The 15562-nt window shown below is 58.9% G+C and carries 15 protein-coding genes; 3 read left to right on the forward strand and 12 right to left on the reverse strand.

The annotated features are described in order from the left end of the window. Window positions 1-148: 148 nt before the first annotated feature. The 9 genes from msrQ to mrcB form a co-directional block, all read right to left on the reverse strand. Window positions 149-769 (reverse strand): protein-methionine-sulfoxide reductase heme-binding subunit MsrQ, encoded by a 621-nt coding sequence (gene msrQ, locus HX783_RS19685; RefSeq protein WP_177017976.1) that lies wholly within the window; start codon window positions 767-769, stop codon window positions 149-151. Further along, window positions 769-1782, reverse strand: a complete 1014-nt coding sequence (gene msrP, locus HX783_RS19690; RefSeq protein WP_177017977.1) for a protein-methionine-sulfoxide reductase catalytic subunit MsrP — start codon at window positions 1780-1782, stop codon at window positions 769-771. The genes msrQ and msrP overlap by 1 nt, the downstream gene beginning before the upstream one ends. A gap of 63 nt (window positions 1783-1845) precedes the next feature. Continuing rightward, window positions 1846-2703, reverse strand: a complete 858-nt coding sequence (pssA, locus tag HX783_RS19695) for a CDP-diacylglycerol--serine O-phosphatidyltransferase (protein WP_159959887.1) — start codon at window positions 2701-2703, stop codon at window positions 1846-1848. 144 nt (window positions 2704-2847) lie between these two features. Beyond that, window positions 2848-3864, reverse strand: coding sequence for a ketol-acid reductoisomerase (gene ilvC / locus HX783_RS19700; protein ID WP_003194132.1), 1017 nt, complete (start codon window positions 3862-3864; stop codon window positions 2848-2850). A 47-nt stretch (window positions 3865-3911) separates the two neighbouring features. Further along, entirely contained in the window at window positions 3912-4403 is a 492-nt protein-coding gene (gene ilvN, locus HX783_RS19705) for an acetolactate synthase small subunit (RefSeq protein WP_003176102.1), read from the reverse strand. Window positions 4404-4405: 2 nt separating this feature from the next. Continuing rightward, window positions 4406-6130, reverse strand: a complete 1725-nt coding sequence (locus HX783_RS19710) for an acetolactate synthase 3 large subunit (protein ID WP_159959891.1) — start codon at window positions 6128-6130, stop codon at window positions 4406-4408. A gap of 431 nt (window positions 6131-6561) precedes the next feature. Next, window positions 6562-6891 carry a YqcC family protein gene (locus HX783_RS19715; protein ID WP_177017978.1) on the reverse strand — a complete coding sequence of 110 codons (330 nt, stop codon included), beginning with the start codon at window positions 6889-6891 and terminating at the stop codon, window positions 6562-6564. After that, window positions 6891-7625 carry a M48 family metallopeptidase gene (locus HX783_RS19720; protein ID WP_159959895.1) on the reverse strand — a complete coding sequence of 245 codons (735 nt, stop codon included), beginning with the start codon at window positions 7623-7625 and terminating at the stop codon, window positions 6891-6893. Before HX783_RS19720 ends, HX783_RS19715 begins: the two co-directional genes overlap by 1 nt. Before the next feature lie 16 nt (window positions 7626-7641). Then, window positions 7642-9966 carry a penicillin-binding protein 1B gene (mrcB, locus tag HX783_RS19725; RefSeq protein WP_159959897.1) on the reverse strand — a complete coding sequence of 775 codons (2325 nt, stop codon included), beginning with the start codon at window positions 9964-9966 and terminating at the stop codon, window positions 7642-7644. Between the two features lie 118 nt (window positions 9967-10084). Between mrcB and HX783_RS19730 the strand changes: the two genes are divergently transcribed. The 3 genes from HX783_RS19730 to HX783_RS19740 all read left to right on the forward strand — a co-directional run bounded on the left by HX783_RS19730 (window position 10085) and on the right by HX783_RS19740 (window position 12557). Next, window positions 10085-11641 carry a bifunctional aminoglycoside phosphotransferase/ATP-binding protein gene (locus HX783_RS19730; protein WP_177017979.1) on the forward strand — a complete coding sequence of 519 codons (1557 nt, stop codon included), beginning with the start codon at window positions 10085-10087 and terminating at the stop codon, window positions 11639-11641. 93 nt (window positions 11642-11734) lie between these two features. After that, window positions 11735-12079: a pentapeptide repeat-containing protein gene (locus HX783_RS19735; protein ID WP_159959901.1), complete on the forward strand. Its 345-nt coding sequence runs from the start codon at window positions 11735-11737 to the stop codon at window positions 12077-12079. 205 nt (window positions 12080-12284) lie between these two features. Further along, window positions 12285-12557 (forward strand): TfoX/Sxy family protein, encoded by a 273-nt coding sequence (locus tag HX783_RS19740; RefSeq protein WP_159959903.1) that lies wholly within the window; start codon window positions 12285-12287, stop codon window positions 12555-12557. A 257-nt stretch (window positions 12558-12814) separates the two neighbouring features. Here HX783_RS19740 and HX783_RS19745 read toward each other — a convergent pair whose 3' ends face one another. Genes HX783_RS19745 through HX783_RS19755 form a run of 3 tightly spaced genes read right to left on the reverse strand, consistent with a single transcriptional unit; the run spans window position 12815 to window position 15494 of the window. Then, window positions 12815-13582: a heme ABC transporter ATP-binding protein gene (locus tag HX783_RS19745; RefSeq protein WP_177017980.1), complete on the reverse strand. Its 768-nt coding sequence runs from the start codon at window positions 13580-13582 to the stop codon at window positions 12815-12817. After that, the gene (locus HX783_RS19750; RefSeq protein WP_177017981.1) at window positions 13582-14619 is read right to left on the reverse strand and encodes an iron ABC transporter permease; all 1038 of its coding nucleotides are present in this window, start codon (window positions 14617-14619) and stop codon (window positions 13582-13584) included. The genes HX783_RS19745 and HX783_RS19750 overlap by 1 nt, the downstream gene beginning before the upstream one ends. Further along, entirely contained in the window at window positions 14616-15494 is an 879-nt protein-coding gene (locus HX783_RS19755; protein ID WP_177017982.1) for a hemin ABC transporter substrate-binding protein, read from the reverse strand. The genes HX783_RS19750 and HX783_RS19755 overlap by 4 nt, the downstream gene beginning before the upstream one ends. Window positions 15495-15562: the final 68 nt, after the last annotated feature.

Genomic DNA, 15562 nt, shown 5'->3' on the forward strand with positions numbered 1-15562 from the left:
CTCTACCAACTCCTTCTGGGCTTCGATGAACTGAAGCAACTCGCTGTCGAATTCTGCGTAACTCTTTGTTTACCAAGGAGTTTTCCGTTTCGACTGCGCCGGAAGTGGGGCGAATTATAGACTTCCAGATTCTGCCGTCAAGCACTAATTACGTTTTTGTTGCAGAAACTGGTTTTTTCGCGATAAGGCGTGGAATACGGCGCATTACGGGTGGAATCCGCAATACCAAAAGCAGCGCGCCTATACATGCATAAATAGCCCACTCCTTGAGGTCGGCCCGCACAATCCACAGCATATGCAGCAAACCCAGCCCAAGAATCACATACACCAGACGATGCAGTTTCTTCCATCGGCTGCCCAACCGACGCTGGCTATAGCGATTGGAGGTCACCGCCAGCACCAATAAACAGAGGAAGCCCAGCGCGCCCACAATAATGTAAGGCCGCTTACGCAGCTCCACCCCGAATTGCGACCAATCAAGACCAAGAATAAAGACGCAGTAAGCCGCCAGGTGCAGAACCACATATGCAAAACACCAAAGCCCCAGCTGTCGGCGGACCGCTATCCACCCCGCCCATCCGCTCAGCTTCTGCAATGGCGTCATGCCCAGCGTAATCAGCAACAGAATTAACGTCCCAAGACCCAATCGGTCCATCAACACTTTGCCAGGGTCGGGCCCAAGCACAGAACTCCACGCCTCATACAGCCAGAAAAAAGGCCATATAGCCGCCGCTATAAAAACGCCTACGCGCCAGATGGGGTAACGCATCAGTAGTTCTTCCGCAGGTCGAGACCGGTATAAAGCGAGGCGACCTCATCCGAGTAGCCATTGAACATCTGGGTCTCGCGCACATTCGGGCTGAACAAACCACTCGGCAAGCGACGCTCCCGCGCCTGGGTCCAGCGTGGATGATCGACCGTAGGGTTCACGTTTGCGTAGAACCCATATTCATCCGCAGCGATACTCTGCCAGGTCGTTTTCGGTTGCTCGCTCACCAGGCTGATCCGCACAATGGATTTCACGCTCTTGAAGCCATACTTCCACGGCACCACCAGACGCAACGGTGCACCGTTCTGGTTAGGCAACTCACGGCCATACATACCTACGGCAAGGATCGCCAGCGGGTTCATCGCTTCGTCCAGACGCAGCCCTTCTATATAAGGCCAATCGATCAGACCAAAACTCGAGCGCTGGCCCGGCATGCTTTTCGGGTCCTGCAGGGTTTCAAAGCGGATGTACTTGGCCTTGGAGGTCGGCTCAACTTGCTTGAGCAAGGCCGAGATCGGGAAGCCGATCCATGGAATGACCATCGACCACGCCTCGACACAGCGTAAACGGTAGATACGCTCTTCTAACTGATAGGGCTTCATGAAGTCTTCGAGGGCATAACGCCCCGGTTTCCCGACTTCCCCATCAACCACCACACTCCAAGGTTCAGTCTTGAGTGAACCCGCATTCGTCGCCGGGTCGCCCTTGCCTGTACCGAACTCATAGAAGTTGTTGTAGTGGGTCGCGTCCTTGAATGGGGTGATGGCCTCGTCCTTCACGGTAACCGCCTGCCATTTCGTACTCGGCAGTTTTTCGGCAAACCAGTTCGGTGCTTTGCCCGGCTCCACGTCTGCGTAACGCGCAGCCTCCTCAGCGTTGGCCCAGCGCGGCAATGCACTGGCGGCCACGCCGGCAAGCGCACCACCGAGCACACTACGGCGAGAAAGATAGAAGGATTCAGGCGTGACATCCGATTCGTGACATTCGGACGCTTTGGGGATTTTGATTAACATGGCAACTCCGCAGCATTGGAGGACTGATGCACCAATAGACTGCGGAGTATGGCGGACATTACATTAAGGCAATGTTTTGTCGCGTCGCAGATGCAGAAGGTACTGAATCGGCCCCGAAGCGGCGTAAATCAGGAACGCCAGCAGCAGAATACGCGGCGGATCACTGAACACGACCGCGAACACCAGCACCACCACGAGGATCGCGACGAAAGGCACACGCCCCTTGAGGTCGAACTCCTTGAAACTGTTGTACTTGATATTGCTGACCATCAGCATGCCAGCAGCCGCAACCATCAAGGCCACCAGGAAGGACATCTTCGAACCCTGGATGCCGTAGTCACTGAAGGCCCAGACGATACCCGCCACTACACCCGCAGCAGCCGGGCTGGCCAGACCAATGAAGTAGCGCTTGTCGGCAGTGCCCACTTGGGTATTGAAGCGCGCCAGGCGCAACGCGGCACCGGCGACATAGATGAAGGCGACCATCCAGCCAACCTTGCCCATATCCCCCAGCGCCCAGGCAAATGCCAGCAATGCAGGCGCAACGCCGAAAGCAACCATGTCCGACAGCGAGTCGTACTCGGCACCGAAGGCACTCTGCGTATTGGTCATGCGCGCAACACGGCCATCCAGGCCATCAAGCACCATGGCCACGAAGATTGCGATGGCAGCAAAGCCGAAATACTTGCTGGCGCTCACCGCATCACCCGCCGCCAATGCACTTTGGGCGCTCATGGAGTTGATGATGGAATAGAACCCGGCGAACAGGTTCGCCGTAGTGAACAGATTGGGCAGAAGATAGATGCCACGATGCCGGACCTTGCGACCTTCCGCGTCATGCCCTTCTTCGACATGCTCATCGATCGGTAGCAGGCTTTCGGCGTCAGAGGCCTGGTGTGGCTCTTCGGGACGTTCGCTCATGGACTTTACCTTGCAACGGTGTGAAAAAATTCGACAAATACTTGCGGCGCTTGTTCGCCCGCAAACGATGCAGCTTTATACCAGAACCAGCCCCTCAAACGAAAAAACGCGGCCTAAGCCGCGTTTTCTCTTGATGCGTACGACTTAGTTTTTAGCTTTGTCGACGATCTTGTTGGCACCGATCCACGGCATCATGGAGCGCAGTTGCTCGCCGATGACTTCGATACCGTGAGCGGCGTTGTTACGACGCTTGGCGGTCATCGAAGGGTAGCCGGTTGCGCCTTCGCTGATGAACATTTTGGCGTATTCGCCGTCCTGAATACGTTTCAGGGCGTTGCGCATGGCCTGACGGGACTCGGCGTTGATCACTTCCGGGCCAGTCACGTACTCGCCGTATTCGGCGTTGTTGGAAATCGAGTAGTTCATGTTGGCGATACCGCCTTCGTACATGAGGTCAACGATCAGCTTCAGTTCGTGCAGGCATTCGAAGTAGGCCATTTCCGGCGCGTAGCCAGCTTCAACCAGGGTTTCGAAACCGGCTTTAACCAGCTCAACGGTACCGCCGCACAGAACGGCTTGTTCGCCGAACAGGTCGGTTTCAGTCTCGTCCTTGAAGGTGGTTTCGATGATGCCGGTACGACCGCCACCCACGCCTGCAGCGTAGGACAGTGCAACGTTTTTGGCGTTGCCCGAGGCGTCCTGGTAGATCGCGATCAGGTCAGGGATACCGCCGCCTTTGACGAACTCGGAACGCACGGTGTGGCCCGGCGCTTTCGGCGCGATCATGATCACGTCGAGGTCAGCACGCGGCACAACCTGGTTGTAGTGAATCGCGAAACCGTGGGAGAAGGCCAGGGTGGCGCCTTTCTTGATGTTCGGCTCGATTTCGTTCTTGTACAGCGAAGACTGGAACTCGTCCGGGGTCAGGATCATGACCAGGTCGGCAGCAGCAACGGCGGAAGCAACGTCAGTCACTTTCAGGCCATGGGCTTCAGCCTTGGCAACAGTGGCCGAGCCTTTGCGCAGGCCAACAGTCACGTCAACGCCGGAATCTTTCAGGTTGCACGCTTGAGCGTGGCCCTGGGAACCGTAGCCGATGATGGCGACTTTCTTGCCCTGGATGATCGACAGGTCACAATCTTTATCGTAATAAACTTTCATGAGGTTCCTCTATATATCCAGGCCGTAAGGCCATTCGCTAATTTGGGTTAGATGCTGAGTACTTTGTCGCCACGGGCAATCCCGGTGACACCACTGCGTACCGTTTCCAGAATCGAGGCCGTCCCGATCGACTGGATGAAGCTGTCCAGCTTGTCGCTCGTACCGGTCAGTTGAACGGTATAAACGCTGGCACTCACATCGACGATCTGCCCGCGATAAATGTCGGTAGTGCGTTTGATCTCGGCACGTTGGGCACCCGTGGCCTTGACCTTGACCAGCATCAGCTCGCGCTCGATGTGGGCACTTTCCGACAGGTCGACCAGCTTGACCACTTCGATCAGCTTGTTGAGGTTCTTGGTGATCTGCTCGATCACCTCATCGTGGCCCACGGTGGTCAACGTCAGACGCGACAGGGTCGGGTCTTCGGTTGGGGCCACGGTCAGGCTTTCGATGTTGTAGTTACGTTGCGAAAACAGGCCGACAACACGAGACAGAGCGCCGGGTTCGTTCTCCAGAAGCAGGGAGATAATGTGCCGCATGATTAAGTACGCTCCGTCTTGTTCAACCACATATCGCGCATGGAGCCGTCTTTGATCTGCATCGGGTAGACGTGCTCGCTGGTGTCCACTTGAATATCGAGGAACACCAGGCGGTCCTTCATGGCGAACGCCTCTTCCATCTTCGGCTTCAGATCTTTCAAATCGGTGATGCGAATGCCGACGTGGCCATAGGCTTCAACCAACTTGACGAAATCCGGCAACGACTCCATGTAGGAATGGGAGTGACGGCTGTTGTAACTCATGTCCTGCCACTGACGAACCATGCCCAGCACGCCGTTGTTCAGGCAGACGATCTTCACAGGAAGGCCGTACTGCAGGCACGTCGACAGTTCCTGGATGTTCATCTGGATGCTGCCTTCACCAGTGACGCACGCGACGTCGGTGTCGGGGAAGCTCAGCTTCACACCCATCGCCGCAGGGAAACCAAAGCCCATCGTGCCCAGGCCACCGGAGTTGATCCAGCGGTTAGGCTTGTCGAACTTGTAGTACTGCGCGGCGAACATTTGGTGCTGGCCCACGTCGGAGGTCACAAAGGCGTCGCCCTTGGTCACTTCGCACAGGGTTTCGATCACGGTTTGTGGCTTGATGATGCTGCCGTCGCCCTTGTCGTAAGGGAACAGGCCGCGGTCACCGCGCCATTCGTCGATCTGCTTCCACCAGCTGGCAACCGATTCCTTGTTCGGTGTTTCGCCGATGTCCTTCAGCGCGGCAACCATTTCGGTCAATACGCTTTCTACAGGACCCACGATCGGCACATCGGCCTTGATGGTCTTGGAGATAGATGCCGGGTCGATGTCAATGTGGATGATCTTGGCATTCGGGCAGAATTTGCTCGCGCCGTTGATCACTCGGTCATCGAACCGCGCGCCCACCGCCAGGATTACATCGGCGTGGTGCATGGCGAGGTTGGCGGTGTAGCTGCCGTGCATGCCGAGCATGCCGACGAACTGACGGTCCGAACCCGGGAATGCGCCGAGGCCCATCAAGGTGTTGGTAACCGGCAGGTTGAGCAGCTTGGCCAGTTCGGTCAACGGTGCGGAACCGCCGCCCAGAATCACGCCGCCACCCGAGTACAGCACTGGGCGCTTGGCCGCCAAGAGCATTTCTGCCGCCTTGCGGATTTGCCCCGAGTGCCCACGAACGGCCGGGCTGTAGGAGCGCAGCTTGGCTTTCTTCGGGAAGACGTATTCGAATTTTTCAGCCGGGTTGGTCATGTCTTTCGGGATATCTACAACAACAGGCCCCGGACGACCGGACTGTGCGAGGTAGAAGGCCTTTTTCATGACTTCCGGGATTTCCGACGCATGCTTGATCATGAAGCTGTGTTTCACGATCGGCCGGGAAATACCGATCATGTCGGTTTCCTGGAATGCATCGGTACCGACCATGGTGCTTGCGACCTGGCCAGAAATGATCACCATCGGGATGGAGTCCATATAAGCAGTCGCGATGCCGGTAATGGCATTGGTTGCGCCTGGGCCGGACGTTACCAGTACCACGCCGGCTTTACCGGTGGCACGGGCATAACCGTCAGCCATATGGGTCGCGGCCTGTTCGTGGCGAACCAGGATGTGGGTAACAGCCGGTTCCTTGAACAGTGCGTCGTAAACATGCAGCAGAGCACCACCTGGGTACCCGTAGATATAGTCGACGCCTTCGTCACGCAAAAAGCGGACGAGCATCTCACCGCCAGATAAAAGCTCCACGTTGTTCACCTCTAAAACGCCAGAATACCGTCCGTTAAAAACCGACGGGTCTTAATAGGTTTACTTCTCAACAGAGCATGAGCGACGGTGGTCGCCGACTACGTCAGCACTGACTGAGCAAGTATTGGGATCGTCCCAAGTGTTGCGGGCTTTTCCCACCCAGCGCGAGGTAACGCGTTGCGGGTGTTACAGGTCGGCGCGGATATGCGCCTCATGATCTGCTGAGCGGGCCTGCTTCTGGCAGTCCCGATACAGCGGACTTTGGATTCTTCTGTTTCAGCCCCTTCAAGTCAAGCAATAATTGCGCTTTTTTCCAACTAAGCGCATGAGAACGCATAAGAAAGGGGTTTGAGGAGGGATAAAACTCGCCTGAATGTCGTCAAGCGGTAGAAATGTGCGCAAGACTGCCGGAAAACCCGGCAGTCAGGCAATTAACGAGCGTCGACGATCAATTGGTCGAACTTTTTCAGCGCATTACGCAAGCCAAGGCTTTCCAGCGGCCGATCGGCGTAAACCATCTCGGCCATTTCCAGGATCCCTGATGCATTGGGCAATGGCAGGTCCTGCTCGAGGATCTGCTTCATGCGCACCAGGAAAATCCATTGCAGCCATTGGTGGAAATCCAGAGTGTCGACCGAAAAAGGCTCGACACTGCTGAGCGCCTCGGCGCTGGGGGACTCCTCGTCCCACCAGCCCTGCACGCGCAATTCGCGCTCAATCAGCAATAACTGTTCGGCAATCGCTGGAAAACGCGCATCCATCAGAGGCTGACCTTGGCTTTTTGACGTGCCTGGGCGGCACCGGCGGCGTCGCCTTGTGCGGCACGTGCATCACCAATCAAGGCCCACAGATTGGCTTGCAGGTCTGGGCGACCATTGGCAAGGGTCAGGCCGCGACGGGCGAACTGCTCGGCTTGCGGCGCATCGCCCTGGGCCATGCGCACTTGGGCCAGGCGATACAGCACTTGCGGCTCACGTGGAGCAACGCGTTGGGCGCGCTCGAGGCTCGACGATGCACCATTCAAGTCGCCACCGGCCTGTTGCTGCTGGGCGGTGGTCAATAACGCCAGAACCGGCCCGTCCAATTGCTCGTCCGCTGAAAGGCCGCCAGCGCTGGACGCCGATGGAATGCCACTCGGCGTGGAAGGCATGTTGTAGGTGCCCTGATTGACCGGCGCCGTTTGAATCGGCGTGGAGTCAACCGGCCCCGATGTGCTTGGCCCTGGCGTCCACGGCTCGGCACTGATCGGTGCGGAGGTCGCAGCACCACCGCCCGGCACCATCACCACTACACCCGAATCCTGGGGAATGGATTGAGGGGTGGCTTGGGCAGGACGCTTGACCACGGTCTGACGGAAACCGCCGTTGGCCGAGATGCGATCGTTATTCGAAACCGTCGTGCTCGAGTCCACAACGGGAATCGAGCCGCGCTGCACGCTTGAGCAACCGCTGAGCACCGCGAGAGCTGTAATAGCTGGAATCAACCACTTGTTCACTTGAAACCCTCTTTGCTTAATTCATCCAGCCCTTGACCCAATCCATCACCGATTCCGCGTCAGCGGGGGCGCTGCCACCGCATGCGGCGCCGGGTGGTGGCTCGCTGCCGCGAATATACGGCATCTGCACTGCGCCCGGACAGTTGGCATCGGAGCCCTGCCCCGTGTGCGGATCAATCCAGGCCTGCACGATGTTGTCCGGTTGCGGCATATTCAGCGGCAGCGGGTCGGCCTTGCGCATGAAACTGGTCCAGACCTGCAGCGCACCGGTGGCACCGGTGAACGGCGTCTTGCCATTGTCGTCACGCCCCAGCCACACCACGGCCAGTACATCCTGGCCGAAGCCGGCGAACCAGCTGTCACGCGAATCGTTACTGGTGCCGGTCTTACCCGCCAGCGTCAGGTTTGACGGCAGCACGCTGTAGACCGAGCGCCCTGTACCTTCACGCATGACGCGCTGCATGGCGTTCTGGATCAGGTAAATGGAGCCCGCATCGAAACGCTGCTGAATCTGGAACGGGTACCGCTTGAGCGGCTCGCCCTCGGCAGTCAGCACGCTGCGAATGCCGCGCATCGGTGTATTGAAACCACCGTTGGCCAGCGTCTGGTACATCGTGGCCACTTCCATCGGCGTCATGGCGCCAGCGCCCAGCAGCATCGATGGGAACGCCGGGAACTCACGGTTGATGCCCAGGCGACCCAAGGTTTTCAACACATTCGGCACACCCACTTCCAGCCCGAGGCGAGAGGTGGAAATGTTGTAGGAATGGGCCAGGCCTTGATACAGGAACACGGTGCCGTGGGATCGACGATCGAAGTTCTGCGGGGTCCACACCTGGCCATCGGCACCTTTGACCGACAGCGGGTCATCCGAGAGCCAACTGGTCAACGTGTATTTGCTCGGTTTTTCCAGGGCCGTCAGATAGACCGCCGGCTTGACCAGCGAGCCGATCGGCCGCACAGCATCCAATGCGCGGTTAAAACCGGCAAAGCTGGCCTGGCGACTGCCGATCATGGCCTGCACTTCACCGGTTTCCGGGTTGGTCACGACCATGGCCGCTTCGACCTCATCGGAGCCTTTACGGCCGGTCAAGCGCTTGAAGGTGTCGTTGACCGAAGCTTCGGCTTTCATCTGCAGAATCGGGTCGAAACTGGTGAAGATCCGCAGCCCCTCTTCGGTCAAGTCTTCGTCGCGATAGTCTTCACGCAACTGGCGTTTGACCAGGTCGATAAAGCCTGGGAACGAGCTGTCGGCCAGCTTGCCGCGGGTTGTAACGCCCAGTGGCATTTTCTTCGCCGCCGCGACTTGCTCGGCCGTAGCCACACCCTGCTGCTCGAGCACGTCCAGCACCAGGTTCCGACGCTCAAGGGCGCGCTCCGGGTTGCGACGCGGGTTGTAATAGGACGGGCCCTTGACCATGCCCACCAGCAATGCAACTTGATGCAATTTCAATTCGGACAACGGCTGGCCAAAGAAGAACTGGCTGGCCAAGCCAAACCCGTGAACGGCGCGCTGGCCATCCTGACCGACGAAAACCTCATTGAGGTAAGCCTCAAGGATTTCCTGCTTGCTGTAATGCAGCTCCAGCAGCATTGCCATCATGGCTTCGGTCAGTTTACGGGTCAGGCTGCGCTCGTTGGTCAGGTAGAAGTTCTTGACCAATTGTTGCGTCAGCGTACTGCCGCCCTGAGTCATCTTGCCGCCGGAGGTGTTGACCCAAATGGCGCGGGCAATCGACTTCGGCGACACGCCCCAGTGGCTGTAGAAATCACGGTCTTCCACGGCAACCAGGGTTTCGAGCAGATACGGCGGCACCTGATCAAGTTTGATCAGGATGCGATCTTCAAGATTTTTCGGGTAAATGCCGCCGATCATCAGCGGTTCAAGGCGTACCACCGGCAGCTTCGAACCGTTGAGAGACGACAGTTCGGCGACGTAATCGCCAGAGAAACGCACGCGCACCGGCTGGGCTTTTTCCAGGCCTTCATAGAACTGGAAACCGCGGGTGTTCAAGTCAACGGTATTGCCGCTGACGGCAGCTGCGCCCGGGCCATTGCTCACTGGCTCGCGGCGGTAGCCCAGTGCATCGAGTTCGGTAAGGAAGTCATCCTTGCTCAGCTTCTGGCCGGTGAACAGTTCCAGCGGGCGTGCGTACACCTTGGCCGGAATGGTCCAGCGCTTGCCGGAGAATTTCTCCTGGACCACGGCGTCGAGGTACACCGCGAAGCCGGCGAGCACCACCAGGCCTACCAGGCTTAGCTTGAGTGCCCAGCCCAGCCACGGGCGCAGGCCGCGGGAAGGAGGTTTTTTACGGGAACGGGGAGATCGGGTTCGAGTCATGGCGGCGGATTATACGCACTTTATTGATGATCAACATGAGCCGGACAGCGGTTTGCACGACCGGCTGTAACCGCCATAATGCCCGCCATGATTTCCCCCCGACTTTGAAGGATCGCCCGTGAGCCAGTCCCTGATCGCTGCCCTGCAAAACCCGGCTTTGTATCCCCATCCGGTTGAAGCGTTTCAAGTTATCGAGACCCATATTTCCTGGGTCATTCTGACCGGCCCCTTCGCCTATAAACTGAAGAAGCCGATGAACTTCGGCTTCCTGGATTTCACCCAACTGGATGACCGTGGGCACTTCTGCAATGAAGAACTGCGCCTCAACCAGCGCCTGACTGAAGATTTGTATCTTGAAGTGTTGCCAATCACCGGCAGCGCCGAAGCCCCACAACTGGGCGGCGACGGCCCGGTGATCGAGTACGCGCTGAAAATGCGCCAGTTCCCGCAAAGCCAACTGCTCAGCACCTTGCAAGCCAACGGCGAACTGACCAGCGCGCACATTGATGAAATGGCCAGGCAGATTGCGCATTTCCACCTCAGCGCACCGAAGGTTCCACAGGAGCACCCGGCCGGCACGCCGGACGAGGTGATGGCACCGGTACGCCAGAACTTCGAGCAGATCCGCCCCTTCCTCAGCGAAAAAGCCGACCTGGCTCAACTGGAAGCCCTGCAAGCCTGGGCTGAAAGCAGCTTCGAGCGCCTCAAACCACTGTTGGTACAGCGCAAGCTCGATGGCTTCACCCGCGAATGCCACGGCGATATCCACTTGGGGAACGCCACGCTGATCGACGGCCAAGTGGTGATCTTTGACTGCATCGAGTTCAACGAGCCGTTCCGCTTCACCGATGTGTACGCCGACACCGGCTTCCTGGCGATGGACCTGGAAGACCGCGGCCTCAAATCCCTGGCGCGCCGCTTTATCAGCCAATACCTGGAATTGACCGGCGACTACCAAGGCCTGGAAGTGCTGAACTTCTATAAAGCCTATCGCGCACTGGTACGCGCCAAGATTGCGCTGTTCAGCATGCCCAGCGAGGCAAGCCCGGTACAACGCGCCACCACCCTGCGCCAGTACCGCAACTACGCCAACCTGGCAGAAAGTTACAGCACGATTCCTTCACGCTTCCTGGCGATTACCCACGGTGTCTCGGCCGTCGGCAAAAGCCACGTGGCCATGCGCCTGGTGGAAGCATTGGGCGCCGTACGCCTGCGTTCGGATGTGGAGCGCAAGCGTCTGTTTGGTGAGCAGCAGGTAGAGAACACGCCACAGGCCGGTATCTATGCCGCCGACGCCAGCGCAGCCACCTATGCTCGTCTGAACGAAATCGCCGATACCGTGTTGCGTGCCGGCTACCCGGTGGTGCTGGATGCCACCTTCCTTAAAAGCGCACAACGTGACGCAGCCGCCAAAATTGCTGAGGCCACCGGCGCGCCCTTCCTGATCCTGGATTGCAACGCGCCGCAAGCTGTTATCGCCAGCTGGTTGGAACAACGTCAGGCGGATAAAAACGATCCTTCCGACGCGACACTGGCCGTAATCGAAGAACAGCAGGCCAATCGCGACCCGCTGACAGCCCAAGAGCTGCTGCTCAGCAAACGCGTCGAGACCAATGAGAGCGGAACCCTGGATGCCTTGGTGGCGCACATCCGCCAAGCCCTGCCAGGTTTGTAAGAAATATTTCTTGGTCGTGTCACCGATCTACCGTGCACGACCGAGAAATAGTGGCATTATAATGGCGTCATAATTCCAACAGGAGTCGCCGTCATGAGTCAGCCCAAGCTTCTTGATACCCCGCTCTACGCGCTCCTGCACAAGGACGACATTCGAGGCTTCAACCAGGAACGCCCCAAAGACGGGACCATCGACATGCGCGGTGGCGACTTCCGCGGGCTGGACCTGCGCGACCTGGACGCCACCGGTGTCGACTTCACCGACGCCTACTTCCGCTCCGCCGACCTGCGCGGCCTGGACTTGCGCGACTGCTCATTGGAAGGCGCCAGCCTGGCCCACGCACAGATCTCCGGCACTTACTTCCCGCCTGAACTGACTGCGGACGAGATTCTGATGTCGGTCAATTTCGGCACGCGCCTGCGCTACCGCACCAAGTGACGCCCCCTGTGGAACCCCGGCTACGCATCCAGCGCGCCGGGTGATTCGCACCTGCCCACATACAAACACTCAGCGCCATTCTTATAAGCGTTTCAGCCGTTCCTGACCAAAGAACTACGCTTTTCCTACTGAGCGCTACACTCCTTTTCAGGCTTGCCTGGTCACGAATACCCACCGCACCATTCGGCCGTCGCAAGGAGGCTTGATGAACGATGAGCTGCAACACCTGAAAAACCTTGGCAAGACGTCGGCGCAGTGGCTGCACGCGGTGGGCATCCACAGCGCGTCCGACTTGCGCCGCCTGGGAGCGGTCGATGCCTACCGAGCCGTACGAACTCGCGGCTTCCGGGCATCGAAAGTGTTGCTGTATGCAATTGAGGGCGCATTGATGGATGTGCACTGGAACGACATTCCCGCGGAGCGCAAGGAAGCACTGAACCGCCAGTTGGATGCTATTTCAGCGCGTCAGAAGATTTAGTTCGGCGATCAGGCCCAGTGTTTACGGGCGTTGCGAACACGTATTGAAGAAATCAGCAGGACGCACGAAAACAAATGTTGACTCTCAAATGAGAATCGTTATGATTATCACAACTGGTCGCGAGATCAGCCGATAACTGAAAGACCATTGGTTCGGACTCTCAGATTATCTCCTCATCAGGCTAATCACGGTTATTTGACCCGGCTCTTGCCGGGTCTTTTTTTGCCTGTAGAAAGCTGCCTGTAAAAAAGCCAGCCTCAGCGTGCAATGATCAGCGGATGACCACGCTCCGGATGCGGCTGCACCAGCACATCCAAACCAAACACAGCCTTGAGCGGTTCCGGTCGCAAGACTTCCGCGGGCGTGTCCAGGGCATGTTGGCGCCCGTCCTGCAGCAGCAAGATCCGGTCACAGTAGCGCGCCGCCAGGTTCAGGTCATGGAGGATCACCAGCACCGCCGCGCCTCGATCAGCGAAACTGCGAATAGCCTGCAACGTCGTGTGCTGGTGCAAAGGGTCAAGCATTGATGTGGGTTCATCCAACAGCAGCGTCTGCCCCGCTTCACCCGGCCATAACTGCGCCAATACCCGCGCCAGGTGCACACGTTGGCGCTCGCCACCGGACAACGCCAGGTAACTGCGACCGCTCAAGTGCCCGACGTCCGCTGCGTGCAAGGCCGCGCTGATGATTTCGTCATCACGCACTCGCCCGGTCTGATGCGGCAAACGCCCCATGCCGACGACTTCTTCGACCCTGAACGCAAAGTCCAGGGTCGAGGTTTGCGGCAACACCGCCAGCCGTTGCGCACGCTGCGAGCCGCTCCAACTGCTTAGCGCTTGTTGGTCCAGCCACACATTGCCCTGATCAGGGTGCAACTCACCGCACAGCGCGCCCAGCAGGGTACTTTTGCCGGCACCATTGGGCCCCAGCACGCCCAGCACCTGGCCCGGCAACAGGTCCAGGCTGACATCGGCCAAGACAGTCTTGCGACCGCGCCGAATCTGCAGCGCTTCGACTCGCAGCATCAGGCACGCCCCCGCAACAACAGGTAAAGAAAAAACGGCGCGCCAATAAACGCCGTCACGATGCCGATCGGTAACTCCGCCGGCGCCAAGGCGAGGCGCGCCACCAAGTCCGCAAACAGCAGCAAACTCGCGCCCGCCAGCACCGAGGCCGGCAATAGCACCCGATGATCCGGCCCCGCCAGCAGCCGCACCAAATGCGGCACCACCAGCCCAACAAACCCAATCATCCCTGCCGCCGCTACCGCCGCGCCCACGCCCAGAGCGGTGCAAAACACCAGTTCACGCTTGAGCCCTTCAACATCAATGCCAAGGTGGCTGGCCTCGGACTCACCCAACAACAGTGCATTCAGCGCCTTGGCCCGGCGCGGCAGCCACAGCGCCACACCGGCGCTCACCAGCAACAAAGGCCACAACCGCGAATAGCTCGCGCCATTGAGGCTTCCCAGGTTCCAGAAGGTCAGGGTGCGCAAGGTGGCGTCGTCGGCCAAATAGGTAAACAACCCCACCGCCGAGCTGGCGAGGGCCGTGAGGGCAATACCGGCGAGCAGCATCGTCGCCACATTGGTCTGGCCGTTGCGGCGCCCGAGGCGATAGACCAGGGCCGTGACGCCCAACCCACCGAGAAACGCACACAACGACAATAAATAAGGCCCGAATGCATCCGGCAACCCGCCAAAAAACGCGCCGCCGACAATCGCCACCGCAGCGCCCAGCGCCGCACCACTGGACACACCCACCAAGCCAGGATCGGCCAGCGGGTTTCGAAACAACCCCTGCATCGCCACACCCGACAACGCCAGCACACCGCCGACCGCCAAACCAAGCAATGTGCGCGGCAGGCGAATCTGCCCCAGGATCAACTCCGCCTGCTCAAGGCCTTGGGCATCTATCGGCAACCCCATCAAACGCAAGGCGGCCCTGAGCGTGTCCAGCAACGGCAGGCTGACCGGCCCCAAGGCCAGTGAGAGCCAGATCGCCAATACACACAACAGCGTCAGCCCGATAAACAGCGTTTTCGGTTTAACCAGAGTGGTCATGGGGCAGGTTTAGCCTGGGACGGATAAAACCCGGCAGACAGCTTCACCAGGTTTTGCGGCAAACGCGGCCCCAGCCCGCCGACCAGCAGCGTCGGGTCGAGCTCAAATACGCGGCCACGCTTGGCCGCCGGCGTTGAAGCCAAAATCGGGTTTTCCTTGAACAACGCCGCGCGGGCTGCATCACCGGTGAGGGCACGATCCGCAAACACCAGCACATCCGGACTCAACCCCGCCAGCGACTCCACCGAAAACGGCTTATAGCCTGTGTGAGTCGCCAGGTTCCGCCCGCCCGCCTGTTGCAGCAGCCAATCTGCGGCGGTGTCTTTGCCTGCAATCAGCGGCTTGCCGCCCGCATGGCCAAGCAACAACAGCACGCCTGGCGCCTTTTGTGTGGCCTGCGCTTTGGTGACCCAGGTTTTTTGCCGCTCAAGCGCCTGTTCATATCCGGTAAACAATTCGTTGGCTTTGGCCTCGCTGCCGAGCAACTTGCCCAAGTGCTGCAGGTTGCCCTTCAGGGTAGGAAGATCCGCTTCGGCCGAAAACATCTCCACCTGCACGCCCGCGCCACGAATTTGCGCGAGCACCGGCGGCGGGCCCATTTCTTCTGTGCCTACCAGCACCTGCGGGCGCAGGCTGAGAATGCCTTCGGCCGACAACTGCCGCTGATAACCGATGCTGGGCAACGCTTTCAGCGATTCCGGGTGCTGGCTGGTAGTATCAACGCCCACCAGTTTCGATTCCCCGCCCAAGGCCGTCACCCATTCCGATAGCGCCCCACCGGCACTGACCCAGCGTTGTGGCAGTTCAGAGGCTTGCGCCCCTTGGTGGACCAGCAGTGAGGCAACGAGCGCGATAGCGCTGGTACTCAGGCGCATAACAGGGTTTCCTTCCAAGGGCAGGGCGAAGCCGGCATTTGATAATTGTTTGCATTTGCACGTCAAGG

It is taken from the genome of Pseudomonas sp. D2002 (assembly GCF_013385735.1).
Classification (GTDB): Bacteria; Pseudomonadota; Gammaproteobacteria; order Pseudomonadales; family Pseudomonadaceae; genus Aquipseudomonas.